Annotated in this window: 16 protein-coding genes and 1 riboswitch; of the genes, 6 read left to right on the forward strand and 10 right to left on the reverse strand. The window is 71.1% G+C overall.

Annotated elements, in window-relative coordinates; genetic code table 11:
• Nucleotides 1–3: 3 nt before the first annotated feature.
• From pepQ to O9280_RS09170, 6 genes are all read right to left on the reverse strand, one after another.
• Nucleotides 4–1,302: a Xaa-Pro dipeptidase gene (pepQ, locus tag O9280_RS09145; protein WP_343228740.1), complete on the reverse strand. Its 1,299-nt coding sequence runs from the start codon at nucleotides 1,300–1,302 to the stop codon at nucleotides 4–6.
• A 60-nt stretch (nucleotides 1,303–1,362) separates the two neighbouring features.
• Entirely contained in the window at nucleotides 1,363–2,448 is a 1,086-nt protein-coding gene (locus tag O9280_RS09150; protein WP_298341462.1) for an FAD:protein FMN transferase, read from the reverse strand.
• Nucleotides 2,415–2,777 carry a PilZ domain-containing protein gene (locus O9280_RS09155; RefSeq protein ID WP_298341464.1) on the reverse strand — a complete coding sequence of 121 codons (363 nt, stop codon included), beginning with the start codon at nucleotides 2,775–2,777 and terminating at the stop codon, nucleotides 2,415–2,417. The genes O9280_RS09150 and O9280_RS09155 overlap by 34 nt, the downstream gene beginning before the upstream one ends.
• Nucleotides 2,774–5,152, reverse strand: coding sequence for a DUF1631 domain-containing protein (locus tag O9280_RS09160; protein ID WP_298341467.1), 2,379 nt, complete (start codon nucleotides 5,150–5,152; stop codon nucleotides 2,774–2,776). The genes O9280_RS09155 and O9280_RS09160 overlap by 4 nt, the downstream gene beginning before the upstream one ends.
• 159 nt (nucleotides 5,153–5,311) lie before the next feature.
• The gene (locus tag O9280_RS09165; RefSeq protein WP_298341470.1) at nucleotides 5,312–7,138 is read right to left on the reverse strand and encodes a TonB-dependent receptor; all 1,827 of its coding nucleotides are present in this window, start codon (nucleotides 7,136–7,138) and stop codon (nucleotides 5,312–5,314) included.
• A gap of 144 nt (nucleotides 7,139–7,282) precedes the next feature.
• Nucleotides 7,283–7,465: riboswitch (cobalamin riboswitch) on the reverse strand.
• Between the two features lie 23 nt (nucleotides 7,466–7,488).
• Nucleotides 7,489–7,671, reverse strand: coding sequence for a CPXCG motif-containing cysteine-rich protein (locus tag O9280_RS09170; protein WP_298341474.1), 183 nt, complete (start codon nucleotides 7,669–7,671; stop codon nucleotides 7,489–7,491).
• A gap of 61 nt (nucleotides 7,672–7,732) precedes the next feature.
• Here O9280_RS09170 and cobT point away from each other — a divergent pair, with 61 nt between their 5' ends.
• Genes cobT through O9280_RS09185 form a run of 3 tightly spaced genes read left to right on the forward strand, consistent with a single transcriptional unit; the run spans nucleotide 7,733 to nucleotide 10,270 of the window.
• Nucleotides 7,733–8,842, forward strand: coding sequence for a nicotinate-nucleotide--dimethylbenzimidazole phosphoribosyltransferase (gene cobT / locus O9280_RS09175; protein ID WP_298341477.1), 1,110 nt, complete (start codon nucleotides 7,733–7,735; stop codon nucleotides 8,840–8,842).
• Complete coding sequence (gene cobS, locus O9280_RS09180) at nucleotides 8,839–9,666, forward strand: adenosylcobinamide-GDP ribazoletransferase (RefSeq protein WP_298341480.1); 828 nt, start codon at nucleotides 8,839–8,841, stop codon at nucleotides 9,664–9,666. Before cobT ends, cobS begins: the two co-directional genes overlap by 4 nt.
• Before the next feature lie 4 nt (nucleotides 9,667–9,670).
• Complete coding sequence (locus O9280_RS09185; RefSeq protein WP_298341483.1) at nucleotides 9,671–10,270, forward strand: histidine phosphatase family protein; 600 nt, start codon at nucleotides 9,671–9,673, stop codon at nucleotides 10,268–10,270.
• An 18-nt stretch (nucleotides 10,271–10,288) separates the two neighbouring features.
• On the opposite strand, the gene hemW is transcribed toward O9280_RS09185, so the two are convergent.
• Genes hemW through rph form a run of 4 tightly spaced genes read right to left on the reverse strand, consistent with a single transcriptional unit; the run spans nucleotide 10,289 to nucleotide 13,276 of the window.
• Nucleotides 10,289–11,527: a radical SAM family heme chaperone HemW gene (gene hemW / locus O9280_RS09190; protein ID WP_298341486.1), complete on the reverse strand. Its 1,239-nt coding sequence runs from the start codon at nucleotides 11,525–11,527 to the stop codon at nucleotides 10,289–10,291.
• Between the two features lie 3 nt (nucleotides 11,528–11,530).
• On the reverse strand, nucleotides 11,531–12,145 hold the full coding sequence (gene rdgB, locus O9280_RS09195; RefSeq protein WP_298341489.1) for an RdgB/HAM1 family non-canonical purine NTP pyrophosphatase: 615 nt from the start codon (nucleotides 12,143–12,145) through the stop codon (nucleotides 11,531–11,533).
• The gene (locus tag O9280_RS09200) at nucleotides 12,142–12,549 is read right to left on the reverse strand and encodes a VOC family protein (protein ID WP_298341492.1); all 408 of its coding nucleotides are present in this window, start codon (nucleotides 12,547–12,549) and stop codon (nucleotides 12,142–12,144) included. The genes rdgB and O9280_RS09200 overlap by 4 nt, the downstream gene beginning before the upstream one ends.
• 10 nt (nucleotides 12,550–12,559) lie before the next feature.
• Nucleotides 12,560–13,276, reverse strand: coding sequence for a ribonuclease PH (gene rph, locus O9280_RS09205; protein ID WP_298341495.1), 717 nt, complete (start codon nucleotides 13,274–13,276; stop codon nucleotides 12,560–12,562).
• A gap of 76 nt (nucleotides 13,277–13,352) precedes the next feature.
• Between rph and O9280_RS09210 the strand changes: the two genes are divergently transcribed.
• The 3 genes from O9280_RS09210 to rpoZ all read left to right on the forward strand — a co-directional run bounded on the left by O9280_RS09210 (nucleotide 13,353) and on the right by rpoZ (nucleotide 15,325).
• A complete protein-coding gene (locus O9280_RS09210; protein ID WP_298341498.1) occupies nucleotides 13,353–14,216 on the forward strand; it encodes a YicC/YloC family endoribonuclease in 864 nt (287 codons plus the stop codon).
• Between the two features lie 19 nt (nucleotides 14,217–14,235).
• Nucleotides 14,236–14,883, forward strand: a complete 648-nt coding sequence (gmk, locus tag O9280_RS09215) for a guanylate kinase (protein ID WP_298341502.1) — start codon at nucleotides 14,236–14,238, stop codon at nucleotides 14,881–14,883.
• 145 nt (nucleotides 14,884–15,028) lie between these two features.
• On the forward strand, nucleotides 15,029–15,325 hold the full coding sequence (gene rpoZ / locus O9280_RS09220) for a DNA-directed RNA polymerase subunit omega (RefSeq protein WP_297865445.1): 297 nt from the start codon (nucleotides 15,029–15,031) through the stop codon (nucleotides 15,323–15,325).
• The last annotated feature ends 105 nt before the right edge of the window (nucleotides 15,326–15,430 follow it).

Genomic DNA, 15,430 nt, shown 5'->3' on the forward strand with positions numbered 1-15,430 from the left:
CGCTCAGCCCTCCGCGAACGCATCCCGCGTGATGTTCTCCGGTGCGCCCTCGGTGCATACGACTTCGTCCTCGATGCGCACGCCGCCGTAGGGCGTCAGCGCGTCGACCTGGTCCCAGTCCACGGCCTTGGCGTGCGGGCCGGCCTTCAGCCTCGCCAGCAGCGTCGGGATGAAGTACAGGCCCGGCTCGATGGTGACGACCATGCCGGGGCCGAGCACCCGCGTGGTGCGCAGGTAGGGGTGGCCGGTGGGGCGCGGGATCTCGTTGCCGTTGGCGTCGTGGCGGCCGGCGACGTCGTGCACCTGCAGGCCGATCGGGTGGCCGAGGCCGTGCGGGAAGAACACGCTGGTGACGCCCTCGCTCACCATCGCGCCGGGGTCCATGTCGACGATGCCGGCGTTGCGCAGCACGCTGCCGAGGCGCAGGTGGCATTCAAGGTGCAGGTCGCGGTAGTCGGCGCCATTGCGCACCATCCCGCACAGCACCTGCTGCTCGTCGTCGACGGCGGCGACGAGGTCGGCGAATTCGCCCTCGTGCGCGGCGTAGGTGCGGGTGATGTCGGAGGCGTAGCCATCGACCTCCGCGCCCGCATCGATGAGGAAACTCAGCGGCTTCGCCGGGCGCTCCGGCGACTGGTACTGGTAGTGCAGCACCGCGGCGTGGGCGTTGAGGCCGATGATGTTGGTGTACGGCAGGTCGAGGTCGCCATGGCCGGTGGCCTCGAGGTAGGCGCGGTGGATTTCCAGCTCCGACGCGCCGGCGCGGAAGGCGTTCTCGGCGGCGCGATGGCCCTTCACCGCGCGGCGCTGGGCGCGGCGCATGCGGTCGAGCTCGTAGGCCGTCTTGTAACCGCGCTGGTAGTGCAACTCGTCGAGCAGCACCTTCGGGTTGTTGGGCACCACGCCCTCAAGCGCGGCATCGGCCTCGCCGACGATGGCCGCGCGGCCGCGCGGCAAGTGCGCGGCGGCCTCGTGCGGCTCGCGGAGGATGCGGATGTCGAAATGCTCCACCCAGAAGCCTTCAGGCGGCGACGGCGGCACGTGCCAGTAATCGTCGGGCTGGTAGTAGGCGAGCACCGGCTTCGAGCCCGGCGTGTAGGCGATCCAGCTGTGCGGATGTTGCTGCAGCGGCACCCAGTGCTTGAAGTGCGGGTTGGGCTTGAACGGGTAGGGCCGGTCGTCGAGGAACTGGTACTTCTCCACGCCCGACGCGATGACGAGATGGTCGAAGCCGGCCTTGGCCAGCGCGGCGTCGCTGCGCTGCTTCTGGGTGGCGAGGTGCTCGGCGTAGAGGCTGGACATGGCGGTCATCGAGGGCGGCGTGGAAGCCCCGATTGTGCCGCAGTGAGCCCGGCGCGTCCGTCAGCGGGCGTCGCAGGCCTCGCCGAGGTCGATGCGGCCGGCCTCCGGCATGTTGCGCTGCCATTCGAATCGACGGGCCATGCCGGCGGTGATCCACGCGCGCCCGTCGGCGTCGACGAGCAGGGCGCAGCCGAGGCCGAGCCCACGCACCGTGCGTTCGAAGCCGTCGGCCCCGGCCACCATCAGGGCGGTGGCCGCGGCGTCGGCGAGCACCGGGTCGGGATGCAGCACGGCGCTCAGGCGGGCGCCGACGGCGGGCCGGCCCGTGCGCGTGTCGAGCAGATGCGGCCAGCGTTCGCCGTCCGGCGATTCCCGATACTTCGCGTAGCGGCCCGAACTCATGAAGGCCTCGCCATCGTGCAAGGCCACGCCGCCGAGCGCGCCGCCCTCGCCGTCGTCGAGGCCGACGCGCCACGACGCGCCGTGGTTGTCGCCGAGAGCCAGTACGTCGCCGCCGAGGTTCATCAGCGCGTGTTCGACGCCGATCGAACGCAGCGCGGCCGCACCTTCCTCCAGCGCCAAGCCTTCGGCCATCGCGTTGAAGTCCAAGCGCAACGCCGGCGCGGTGCTCGTGCAACGCCACTGGGCGTCGCAGTGCAGGTCGTCGAGGGAATCGGGGCGCGCGGCCCACGCCGCCAGCACGGCGTCATCCGGCGACGGCGTGCGGATCGGGTAGGTGCTGGTGTGGAAGCCCCAGGCCGCGACGAGCCGCCCGACGCCCGGATCGAAGGCATGGGCGCTGCGTCGCACGAGCGGACGGCTGCGCGCGATCAGGCCCTGCAATGCCGGCGGGGCCGCGGCTTCGCCCCGCGCAGCGAGCGCGTCGTTGAAGGCCGTGAGGGCGGAGGGTTCCCAAGCGTGCCAGTCGCGCTCGCGCTGCTGCCAGTGCGTGCCGAGCGCGCGCAGGGCTTCGATGCGACGGCCTTCGTCGGTCCTCGCCGGGAGCTGCAGTTCCGCCGTGCTGCCGAACACCGGCCACGCATCGCGCGAAGGCGCAGCGGGCGTGCAGGCGACGAGGCCGATCAGGGCCGCGCCGAACAGCGCGGCACGGTTCAGACGTAGTCGCTGCCGGGCTGGTCGACCCACTGCCGGATGTGCTCCAGCGAGTTCGCGGCGACGTCGATGAAGCGGAAGCCGGCCCACACCTGGCCCGGTACGGCGGCGTCGTCCTGCCAGAGCTCGTGGGCGCCCACTTCGACCTCCAGCGGGCGCCCGCCGGCGACCGGCAGGTCGAAGCGCAGCTGGTACAGCGCGTCCGCGCAGGGCGGGGCGCCGAGGATCAGCAGCACGCCGGATTCCGAGAGGTTGCCGATCTTGCCGACGACCTGCTCGGTCATGTTGTCGATCACGGCGATGTCGTGCGTGGCGCGGCGGCGCTTGGCGCGGCGGTACTCGCTGTGCGGGCCGTTCGTCATGCCACGGCCTCCTTCAGCCGACTGCCACCGAAGCCGGACAGCGTCTTCATCACCGCGCCCCAGGCGCGATCCAGCAGGCTCACTTTCGCCTCTTCCTCCACCAGCCTCGCCTGGCCGTTCGCCATCTGGATGGCGAGGTGTTCGATGCTCTGATCACCGATCTTCTGGCCGCGGTGGTTCACGAACATCGCCGTGCCGCTCACGGGCGAATACCACGAGAGGCGGCGGCGCACGCGGTCGCCCTGCGCGTTGGTGACGAATTCGAACCAGGTGCCGAAGGCCAGCGTCTTGATCTGCGCGACGCGGGCCAGCACCTCGGGCGTGAGCTGTTCGGGCTTCGGCTTCGCCGGCTTCTCGGTGGTGCCGAGGCGGTTCGCCGACTTCATCCGCATCAGCAGCTCGGTGCGGCTGGCGGCGTCGTCGACGGCGGCCTCGGTGGCCGGCGCGATCAGACGCTTGGCGATCGCGTCGGATTCCGCCTCGTGGTAACCGACCTGGCGCAGCGATTCGGCGACTTCCTTCTGGAGTGCAGGGGCCTCGGCTTCCGCGGCGGCGGCGCCGGGCTTCGCCAGATTGACGAGCTTCTTCGCCGTTTCGAGGTGCTGCGTCCACGCCGGCGAGTCTTCGCCGTGGCGGAGGGACGTCAGGGCCATCACGTCGGTCCACGCCTGGTTCAACAGCGTGCGCGTGAAGACCGGCAGCTCGCTGCCCTCGGTGATTTCCTTGACCGCGTCGGCGGCGCGGTCGCGGGCCTGCGCGAGGCGCTCCTTGCCGCGTGCGGCTTCGACGTGGCGGCGCTCGGCCACTTCGGCCTTGCGCGCGATCGTCTGCAGGTGCGAGCTCAGGTCCTTCAGCAGCGACTCGAACAGCGACATGTCGCCGTCGAAGTCGCGCAAGGTGCGGTCGACCAGGCCCTGCATCTTGCCGACCAGCGCGCCGTCAGCGTCGTCGTCGCCGAGCCAGTAGGCGCCGGTTTCAGCCACGGCGTTGAGCATCTGCCGCGCCGGGTGGTGGCTGTCGTTGAAGAAGCGCTTGTCGGAGAGCGCCACGCGCAGCAGCGGCACCTGCAGCTTGGTGAGCAGGGTCGACGCCTGGCTGCTCGGGCGGACGTCCTTGACCAGCTCGTCGAACAGCATGCCGACGAGGTCGAAGGTGTCGTTGTCCTCGTCCGGCAGTACCGGCGATTCACCGGCCGGCGCGCTGCGGCGCAGCTGGGCGAGCAGGTCCTGCTTCAGGTGGGCGACGGTGCGCGGCACGATGCGGCCGCCCATGTTCACCGAGGTCGCGGTGCTCGGTTGCAGCAGGCTGAGAGCGTGCTGCACTTCCTGCGGCGCGGGTTGGTGCACCGGGCCGCTCGGTGCCGCCTGCGCGCCGCCACCCGAGAGCTTCGAGAGCATCGAGCGCCGCGAGGTCAGCAGGTCGCGGATCTGGTCGAACTCGGGCAGCTGCACCGGGGACGCCGAGGGCGCGGCGGGTGCCCAGGCCGCGGCCTCGCCCGGCAGGAGCCAAGGCAGCGGCGCTTCGGCTTCGCCGCCCTCACGCGCCATGGCCGGTTGCTGGCCTGTCGTACGGCCGTAGGCGGGCATCTGGCCAGTGCTGCGGCCATAGGCCGGGGTCTGTGCGGTGGTGCGCGCGTCCGGCGCTTCGACCGGTTTGGGCGCAGCGTCGCCTTCGCTCGGCTTTGCGTCCGCGGGCCTCGCCGCAGCGCGGGCCTGCGGCGCCGCCGGGCTGCGGAACGGCATGTACTGCAGCCCCGGCAGCACGCCGTGTTTGATCAGGTGGTTGTTCAGCGCTTCGAGCAGTCGGCCGTACTCGGCGAGCATCTGGCGCTCGAACAAGCGGTACAGCAGCACCCGGTGCTCGGAGGAGATCTCGAGGTTGGCCGCGGCGACGCGCAGGATCTTGCACAGCGTCTGCGGCCCGACCGGCAGGGCTTCCGCGTCGAAGGCCGGCTTGCCGGCAAGAACGCCGAAGCGCTGGCCGAGCAGGTAGATCGGCAGGCTGTGGCGCATCTCGATGCGGCTGCCGATCTCGGCCAGCGTCGTCGATTCGTCCATCTCCGAGGCTTCGATCAGCGACAGCTCGGCCATGTTGCGCTGCGTGGCGCGCTCGGCCTCGGTAGCGCTCGGTTCGCGGATGGCCGCCAATTGCGCTTCGACGCCCTGCAAGAAGCGGGGCACCAGATCCGGGCGGGTGCGTCGGACCGTGCGCAGGGTTTCCAGCCAGCGCACCTGGATGTTGTTGCTGCGGGCTTGCTCGGCGTTGTTGAACGCCTGCTGCTCGAACTCGTTCAGCGCCCCGGTGAGCTCACGCTCGAACGCATCGGCCGCCAGTTCGTAGAACCCCTGCAGGATCTCCCTCACCTTGCGGGGCAAGCTGCTTTTGGAAAGGCTGGCAGGGGAATTCGAGCTGGAGGCCGCTGGGCCGGGCATGCGCAAGTCCCATTGCGAATAGTCAATGAAACTGAATATAGCAGGCAGGCCGAAGCCTCGCCGCCCCCCGTGGGACGGCGAGGTGAAGGTCGCGAACGGGGTTCAGCGACCGGGGCGCCAGGCCAGCTCGACGAGCAGGCTGCGCTCCGGGGGGGCGAAGCCGCTGGCCAGGGTGTAGCGACGGTCAAGCAGGTTCTCGAGCCGCGCGCGCAACGCCCAGTCCGGCCCGAGGTCGGCCTCGGCCCTCAGGTCGAAGCGCGTGTAGCCTCCAAGCGGGCCGTCGAAGTCCTGCCGTCGCGATGCCGCGGTGGCGTCCAATCCGAAGCGCAGCCAGTCGTTCGCAGGAAGGTCGAGGCTGAGTGCGGCCTTGCGGGGTGCACGGCGCAACAGCGGCGCACCCGTGACGGAGTTCTCGGCGCGCTGCCAGCCGACGTTGCCGCGGATGCCGAGGCGGCCCAGCGTCCAGCGGCCGTCCAGCTCCACGCCATCCAGTCGTGCCTGGTTGATGTTGGTCGCGCCGAAGGTGGGGCCGGCGAAAGCGATCAGGTCGGTCACCCGGCTGCGGTAGGCGGAAAGCTCGAGGCCGCCGTCCGCGCCCTGCCAGCCGAGCCCGAGCTCGGCGCTGCGCGAGCGCTCCGGGTCGAGGTTCGGATTGCCGGCGAAGAAGCCGCCGAAGCCCGGCGAGTACAACTCGTTGGTGTTCGGCGCCCGGAAGCCCTGGCCCCAGCTCGCCCGCAGGCGCCAGCCGTCGCCGAAGGCCAAGCCCCAAGCCGCCTGCGCGGTGGTCGCCTGGCCGAACTGGCTGCTGTCGTCGCGACGCGCGGCGAGGTCCCATTGCTGCGCGCCGATCGTGCCGCGCCAGGCGGTGAACACGCCCGTGTTGCTTCGGCTGCGGTCGTAGACCACCGCGTTCGACGCATTGCGCGAAACGGCGTCTTCGGCCACGCGATTGACACCGAACAGCAGGGCCTGGCCCTCGGCCAAGGACAGGTCATGCAGCCAGTCCGCCGAGCGGCGGCGGCTTTCGAAGCGGCTGCCGAAGCTGGACAGCGTCTTCAGTTCTTCGCGGGCCTCGCCCAGCGCGAGGCTGTGCGACCAGCGCGCGGCCAAGGGGCCGCCCAGCGTCGCGCCGCCGCTCACCGAGTGCGATTCGGTGACGCCGCGATCGAACTCGACGTCGGCCACGGTCGACAGCAGGTTCACCCCGAGGGCCTGCGTGCCGAGCGTGGTGCGGCCGCCGAGGCTCAGGTGCCGGTTGCGGAAGCCGTCGCGGTCCGGGTCGAAGCCGAAGCTGCGCGGCGTGCTGACGTTGTAACCCTCGGTGTCCTGCACGCCGCCGCCGATGCCGAGGCTGCCGCGTTCGCCGGACACCCCCCACTGCGCCGCGGCTTCCCGGCGTTCAAAGCGGCCGGCGCGGAGCTGTGCGCCGCGCTGGCCGGGATCGCGGGTGAAGATCTGGATGACGCCGCCGATGGCGTCGGAACCCCACAGCGCCGCGCGCGGGCCGCGTACGATCTCGATGCGCTCGATGCGGTCGAGCGGCAGGCTGGCGAAGTCGTACTGGCCCTGCTGCACCGAGTTCACGCGCACGCCGTCGATCAGCACCAGCGTGTGGTTGGAATTGCCGCCGCGCAGGAACAGGGTGGAGAGCGATCCCGGACCGCCGGTGCGCGACACGTCGATGCCGGCTTGGCGGGCGAGCAGGTCGATGAGGTCAGGAGCCTGCGACTGCTCGATGGCAGCGCGGTCCAGCACGGTGGTGGAGGCGAGGCCGCGCGCGATCGGCGTCGGCGAGCGCGTGGCGGTGACCACAACGGCGTCGAGCGTTTCGGCAGCGCCCTTCGGTTCGGGCCGCGAGGCCGGTGCGGACAGGGCAAGAGGAGCGGCGAGCGCCAGCGCGAGGCCGGCGGCGAGGGGAGAACGGTTCATGGACATCCTTGGTTTTGCAGCGCACACCCGCGGGCGGCGCGAGCGGGAACGCAAGGACGTCGAACGGCCGCGACGGTGCGGGGCCGCATCCACGCCTCGCCGCCCACCGCAGCGCGCCATGACCGCCCACGCGCCCGGGATCTGGCGCATCGACGGTCTGAAGGCCGGTCTCCGGACTTTCCGCTTGCGATGCGGGACGCATCGCGACCTGCCGCCTTCCCAGGGCGGGCCCCAGTGGCGATCTGGCAGGTTGGCAGCGGATTACCGTTGCGGGGGCAGTGCCGGACTTACACCGGCTTCCCGAACACCTTCAGCGGGGCGGAGTGTAGCGGATACGTGAAGGCCCCGGCTCACTCGTCATCGCGGAACACCCTCAGCCGTCCGCCGCGGGCGCCGGGACGCAGCTCGAATTCGATCGGCCGGCAGCACACCTGGCAATCCTCGATGTAGCGCTGCGCGTCGTCGGCCGATTCGATCTCGACCTCGATCGGTTCGCCGCAGTAGGGGCAGTCGATGGTGCGGGAACGCAGCATGGGAAAAACCTCCAGCGCCGACCATACTGCGCGGCCCGCCCTGCGTTCCGTGAAGCTTCCGATGCCCGCCGATGCCCGCCCGACGACGGATGCGTCGTTCCAGCCGCCTGTGCTGCCGCGGCTCGAACCCGACGGCGAACTCGCGCGCCGCGTGCGCCATGCCCTCGACAGCAAGACCAAGCCACCGGGATCGCTGGGTCGGCTCGAAGCGCTGGCCCTCCAATTCGCGCTGGTGCAGGACCGGCCCGACCCGCGAGTGGCCCATGCGGAAGTGCGCGTGTTCGCTGGCGACCATGGGGTCGTTGCCGAGGGCGTGTCGCCTTACCCGCAGGCGGTCACCGCGCAGATGGTCGCCAACTTCCTCGCCGGCGGTGCCGCCATCAGCGTGCTGGCGCGGCAGTTCGAGGCACGGTTGGCGGTGGTCGATGCCGGTGTGGCTGCGCCGCTGGGCGCGCACCCGATGCTGCTGGCGCGCCGCATCGCCGACGGCACCGCGAATTTCGCGCAGGGCCCGGCGATGAGCGGGGCGCAAGCCGTGGCCGCGCTGTCGGCCGGCGTGGCGATGGGTCGCGAGCTTGCCGCGCAGTCCGTGCTGGTGGTGGGCGAGATGGGCATCGGCAACACCACGAGCTCGGCGGCACTGATGGCGGCGCTGACGGGTCTCGATGCGGCCGAGTGCGTCGGCCGCGGTACGGGCGTCGACGAGGCCGGTCTGGCGCGCAAGGCCGCGGTGGTTCGGAAGGCCCTGGCGGTGAACAGCCTCGAGGGCCGGCCGCCGGAATCCTTCGGCGCTGTATCGCCGGAGGCAGCGCTGCGCGCCCTGGCGGCCGTCGGCGGCTTCGAGATCGCGATGATGGCCGGCGCCATGCTGGGCGCGGCCTCGGTGCGTGCGCTCGTGGTCGTCGATGGCTTCATCGCTACCGCGGCAGCGGCAGTGGCGCTGGCGATGGATGCGGCGCTGAAGCCGTTCCTCGTGTTCGCCCACGTCTCGGCCGAGGCCCCGCATGCGCGCTGGCTGGCCCGAATCGAGGCCGAACCCTTGCTGTCGCTCGGCCTGCGGCTGGGCGAGGGCAGCGGTGCGGTGCTGGCCCTGCCGCTGCTGCGCGCGGCCTGCGCCCTGCTGGCCGAGATGGCCACCTTCGACAGCGCTGGCGTGTCGGATCGCGCGTGAGCATCGCCGCCGACGCACCTGCCTCGATCGGTCCGATCCGCCGCGAGTGGCGGGGCTTCTGGCTGGCGGTGCAGTTCTTCACCCGCCTACCGACGCCGCAGTTCGAGGGCTTCCGCGCGGAATGGCTGAACGACGCGGCGAAGTGGTTTCCCGCCGTGGGGCTGCTGGTGGGTGGCCTCAGCGCCGCGGTGCTGTGGCTCGCGGCCCAGGTCTTCCCCATGCCGATCGCCGCTGGTCTGGCGCTGGCCGCTGGGGCGGTCGTCACCGGCGCCTTCCATGAGGACGGCCTCGCGGACACCTTCGATGCGCTGGGTGGCCACGTCGACCGCGCCAAGGCGCTGGTTATCATGAAGGACTCGCGCCTCGGCAGTTACGGCGCGTTGGCCCTGCTGCTGGTGACCGGCTTGCGTTGGGGGGCGCTCGCGGCCCTGCCGTTGGCGCTCGCGATACCGGCGTTGGTCGCCGCCCACGCTGTGGCGCGCGGCGGCGCGACGGCCCTGATGGCCCGCCTCGACTACGTGCGCGACGAAGACGGCAAGAGCAAGCCGCTGGCGGTGGCCCTGGGGCCCGCGAGCCTGCTCGTGGCGCTGCTGCTGTCGGCGCTGCCGTTGGGCGTCGCCACCGGCCTGGCGCCGGACGCTTGGCCGCTGTGGGCGGCGGGCACGGCGGCGGTCGCACTAGTGCATGAGTGGTGCGCCCGCTGGTACCGACGCCGCTTGGGCGGCTTCACCGGCGACACCCTGGGCTGTGCCGAGCAGCTCGGCGAGGCGGCCTTCCTGCTGGCGGCCGTCGCGGCCCTGCGATTGCTGCCCGGCGGGGCCTGAGTCCGTGTCGATCCGCCGAGTTCCGCCGCTGGTCGCCATCCGCCACACGCCCGTGCAGGGCGGGCAGGGCGTCTGCTATGGACGCAGCGACCTGCCCGTGCATGCGCGCGACGTCAGCGACGCGGCGCGACGCCTGCGCCTCGCCTTGCCGGACTGGCCCATCGCCAGCAGCCCGCTCTCGCGGGCCCGACAGCTCGCCGAAGCCACCGCGCGCGCCTTCCGCATCGAGGTCCAACCCTCGCGCGGCGTGCCGCCCACGCCTTGGCCGACGGCGAAGGCGCGGACGGACGTGCGTGGGATCCGCTTCGACGAGCGCCTCGCCGAGCTGCATTTCGGCCAGTGGGAAGCCCAGCCCTGGCACGCCATCGACCGCGGCGCGCTGGACGCTTGGGCGGCCGATCCCGCGGGCTATCGCATGCCGCACGGTGAGCGTTACCTCGATCTGGAAGCGCGCGTGGCCGCGGCGCTCGCGGAACACCGTGAGCCGATGCTGTGGTTCACCCATGCCGGCGTGATCCGTGCGCTGCACCACCTCATCAGTGGTATCGACCGCGAGGACGCCCTGCGCATGCCGGTGCCCTACGCCACGCCGGTGCGTTTCTGAACCTGAAGGGGCGCGCGCTCAGTCCTTCAGGAACAGGCTGACGAGGTCGTTGTTGAAGTTGCGGCCCTGCGCGGTGAGCGCATAGACCTCGCCGTTGCCTTCGAGCCAACCACGCGCTTCGGCGGTGGCGATCTCGGTGGCGATCGCGCTGCGCGACAGCCCCGTGGCCTGCTCGAACTCGGTGAGCGCGAACGGGGCATGCAGGCGCAGCCGGTTGAGCATGTAGTCGAAGGGGCGCGCCGGCATCAGCACGTCCTCGTCGCCGCCGATGTGCGCGCCTTCCGGCGATCCAAGAGCAAGGGCGGCGAGGTACTCGCGCGGGTTCTTCTTCTTCCAGCGCCGCAGGATGCGGCCGTCGTGGCCGAAGCTGATCTTGCCGTGCGCGCCGGCACCGATGCCGAGGTAGTCGGCATAGGTCCAGTAGTTGAGGTTGTGGCGGCTCTGCCGGCCGGGCTTCGCGTAGGCCGAGATTTCGTAGTGGCCGAATCCGGCTTCCGCGATCCGCTGCTGGCAGGCCTCCTGCATCGCCCACGCGTCGTCTTCATCCGGCAGGCCCTCGGGCGGGCGCGCGGCGAAGACGGTGTTGGGTTCCATCGTCAGGTGGTAATGCGAGAGGTGCGCCGGCTGCAAGGCGATCGCGCGTTCGACGTCCTGCAGCGCCATCGCCATGGTCTGGCCCGGCAGCGCGTACATCAGGTCGATGTTGAGGTTGTCGAGGCCGGCGTCCTGCGCCAGCTTCACCGCGCGCTCCGCTTCCCCGCTGTCGTGGATGCGGCCGAGCGCCTTCAAGCAGCCGTCGTCGAAGCTCTGCACGCCGAAGCTCAGGCGGTTCACGCCGGCGGCGCGGTAGCCCTCGAAGCGGTCGAACTCGGCGGTGCCGGGGTTGCACTCCAGCGTCACCTCGGCGCCGGGCGCAAACCGCAATCGCGCGCTGCACGCGGCGAGGATGTCGTTGATGGCCGAGGCCGGGAACAGGCTGGGCGTGCCACCGCCGAAGAACACGCTGTGCACCGTGCGGCCCCAGACATTCGGCAGGTCGAACTCGAGGTCGCGCACGAGGGCGGCGACGTACTCGGCGACCGGCAGTTCCTGCGGCCGCTGGTGCGAGTTGAAGTCGCAGTACGGGCACTTCCGCACGCACCACGGGATGTGGATGTAGAGCGCGAGCGGCCCCGGCACGAGGGCCGGTGCGGCGTCGTGCGCGCAGTCGGGGGAACAGTGTTCGCCGTGCGCTTGGGGCGTGCCCTGGGGGTTCATGCCTCAGCCCGCCGCCGCGCCGCGCGCGATCCACTCGGCCAATCGCGACTTCAGCACGGCCAGTGCACGACCGCGATGGCTGATCGGGTTCTTCTGGCTCGCGGGCATTTCAGCCGCACCCAGTCCGGTGGCCGGATCGAAGAACACCGGGTCGTAGCCAAAGCCGCCGTCACCGCGCGGCGCGTCGAGGATGATCCCCGGCCACTCGCCCTCGGCGATGAGCGGCTGTGGGTCCTCGGCATGGCGCAGCAGCACGAGGCAGCAATAGAAGCGCGCCGTGCGGCGTTCCGTCGGAACGCCCTGCAGTTCGCCGAGCAGCTTGGCGATGTTGCCCGCCGCGTCGCCGTGCACGCCAGCGTAGTGCGCGCTGATGAGGCCCGGCGCGCCGCCGAGTGCATCGACGATCAGGCCGGAGTCGTCGGCCAGCGCCGGCAGCCCGGAGATCCGCGCCGCGTTGCGCGCCTTGATCAGCGCGTTCTCGACGAAGGTGTGGCCGTCCTCGACCGGATCGGCGATGCCGAGCGCGCCCTGCGGCACCAGCTCGAGCCCGGACTGCGAAAGCAACTCGCCGAGTTCGGCGAGCTTGCCTTTGTTCCCACTGGCGAGGACGACCTTCATGCGTGCCCCCCGAGGGCGGCCGGCTGGATCAGGTCCCAGCGATTGCCGTAGCGATCGATGAAGACCACCACCTTGCCGTAGGGCTCGTCGCGCGGCGTTTCGGCGAAACGCACGCCGCGCGCGCTCATCGCGGCGTGGTCGCGGTCGAAGTCGTCGGTGTGCAGGAAAAAGCCCACGCGGCCGCCCGTCTGGTCGCCGATGCGGGACTTTTGCGCCTCGGTCGCGGCCTTCGCCAGCAGCACGCGGCACTGCGAAGCCGGCGAGGGCGTCACCTCCACCCAGCGCTTGCCGTTGCCGCGGTCCTCGTCGCAGACCAGCGTAAAGCCGAGGTCGTCGACGTAATGGCGGATGGCGGTGTCGTAATCGTCGACGACCAGCGCGAAGAGGGCGAGGTGGCGGTTCATCCGTGCGTCGTCAGCCCGCCAGCGCCGCGCGCTGCGCGGCCACCAGCTCGGCGATGCCCTTCTCGGCCAGCGCCAGCATCGCGTCCATCTCGCTGCGCCGGAACGCATGGCCCTCGGCCGTGCCCTGCACTTCGATGAAGCCGCCGCCGTCGTTCATCACCACGTTCATGTCGGTGTCGCAGTCGCTGTCCTCGGCGTAGTCGAGGTCGAGCACCGGCACGCCGCGGTAGATGCCCACCGACACGGCGGCCACGGCGCCGAAGATCGGGTTGCGCGAGGTCTTCAGCGTCGAGACCGCGTCCACCAGGGCCACGTAGGCGCCGGTGATCGCCGCGGTGCGCGTGCCGCCATCGGCCTGCAGCACGTCGCAGTCGAGCGTGATGGTGCGCTCGCCCAGCGCATTGCGATCCACGCAGGCGCGCAGGCTTCGGCCGATCAGGCGCTGGATCTCCAGCGTCCGGCCGCCCTGCTTGCCTTGGGCGGCCTCGCGGCCCATGCGGGAGTTCGTGGAGCGCGGAAGCATCCCGTACTCGGCCGTCACCCAGCCTTCGCCCTTGCCGCGCAGGAAGCCCGGCACGCGCTCCTCGACGCTGGCCGTGCACAACACTTTGGTGTCGCCGAAGCTCACCAGCACCGAGCCCTCTGCATGCTTGGTGTAGCGGCGTTCGATGCGTACTTCGCGCATCTGGTCGGGTTGGCGGCCACTGGGGCGGGCGATGACGGTCATGGAGCGGGCCGGTGGTGGCGAAAGGGCGCGGAGTTTACCATCCGCCTCCCTGCCGCCCGCCGCGCGAGCCACCCGCATGATCCGCAGCATGACCGCCTTCGCCGCGGTCGAACGCGCCACCGCCGGCGGCACGCTGGCCGCCGAGCTCCGCGCCGTCAACCACCGCTACCTCGAACTGTCGCTGCGCCTGCCCGACGAGTTGCGCACGCTGGAGCCGATGCTGCGTGAGAAGGTCGCCGCGAAGATCTCGCGCGGCAAGCTCGACCTCGGCCTGCGCCTGCGCAGCAGTGGCGACGCCCTGCGCCCGCTGAGCGTGAACGAGGCGCGGCTGCAGCAGCTCACCGAGCTGCACGCGACCTTCGCTGCCCGGTTCAGCACCTTGGAAACCAGCTTCACCGACCTGCTGGCCTTTCCGGGCGTGCTGGCCGACGCCGGCACCGACATGGACGCCCTGCGCGCGGAAGCGGCGGCGCTGGCCGACGCGCTGCTGGCCGATTTCCTCGCCCATCGCGAACGCGAGGGCAAGGCGCTGGCCGGCCTCATCGAGGAGCGCCTGAAGGCCATCGAAGCGATCATCGCCACGGTGCGCGGCGTGCTGCCGGAGCTGCGCAGCGCGATCCGCCAGCGCATCGAGACCCGCTTCGGCGAGCTGAAGGTGGAAGTCGACCCGGCCCGGCTCGAGCAGGAACTGGTGCTGCTGCTGCAGCGCGCCGACGTCGACGAGGAACTCGACCGCCTCGCTACCCACGTGGTCGAGGCCCGCCACGCGATGAAGCGCGGCGAGGCCGTCGGCCGCCGCCTCGATTTCCTGCTGCAGGAGTTCAACCGCGAGGCGAACACGCTGGGCTCCAAGGCCGTCGACGCCCGCTTGACCCAGGCCTCGGTCGAACTGAAGGTGCTGATCGAGCAGATCCGCGAACAAGTGCAGAACATCGAGTGAGGCCGGAGGCCCGCCCCGCATGAGCCATCCCCACGCCCCCGTCGAACGCGGCACCCTGTTCGTCGTCGCCGCGCCCTCGGGCGCCGGCAAGTCGAGCATGGTCAACGCCGTCCTCGCCCGCGAACCCGGCATCGCCCTGTCGATCAGCTACACCTCGCGCGCGCCCCGCCCGGGTGAACGCCATGCCCACCACTACCACTTCGTGGACAAGGCCGAGTTCGAGCGGATGATCGCCGCCGGCGACTTCTTCGAGTACGCGCTGGTGCACGGCGACTACAAGGGCACGGCGCGGCAGTCGGTGGAGCCGCAGCTGGCCACGGGCAAGGACGTGCTGCTCGAGATCGACTGGCAGGGCGCCCGGCAGGTGCGGCAGAAGATCCCGGACGCGGTGAGCGTCTTCATCCTCCCGCCCTCCACCGACACGCTCGAGACCCGCATGCGCAACCGCGGGCAGGACAGCGAGGCCGTGATCGCCCAGCGTCTCGCCGCGGCGCAGGAAGAGATGTCCCATGCGGCCGAGTTCGACTACTGGATCGTCAACGAGCACTTCGACACGGCGGCCAACGAGCTGCGTTCGATCTTCATCGCCCACCGCCTGCGCCGCGAAGCCCAGGCGCGTCGTCACGCCGGCCTGTTCGCCGGGCTGATGGCCGGTTACGAGCCCTGAATCCCCGCAAGTGCCTGATTTTGCTGGTGGGTCGGTTGGCTCGTTCAGGCCCGGGCGGGGGTTTTCCTTGCCCGACGGCGGCTCGGCCGCTATCCTGCCCGGTCTTTGAAGGCAGGCCCGTCGGCCCGCCGCGCCGGAGTACCGCATGGCCCGCATCACCGTTGAAGATTGCCTGGACGTCGTGAACAACCGCTTCGAGCTGGTCGTTCTGGCCTCGAAGCGCGCCCGCCAGCTGGCCAAGGGCGCTGAGCCGACCCTCGACAACAGCGAGCACGAAGACAAGCCGACCGTGCTGGCCCTGCGCGAGATCGCCGCCCGCCAGATCGACGAAGCGCTGATCGAGCAGGTCGAGAAGGCCGAGCGCGAGCGCCGCGAGCGCGAAGCCCTGGAGTGGGCCGCCGCCGAGGTGGTCGACGACGACATGAAGGGCGGCGACGACTGATCCACGTCGTCATCCCGACCATCGCGCGGCCTCCCGCCGCGTGAACCGAGGCCCGCTCCGGCGGGCCTCGTCGTTTCCGCGGTGTTGCCGCCCCCGGGGCCGGCC

This window comes from Silanimonas sp. (genome assembly GCF_027531545.1).
Classification (GTDB): Bacteria; Pseudomonadota; Gammaproteobacteria; order Xanthomonadales; family Xanthomonadaceae; genus Silanimonas.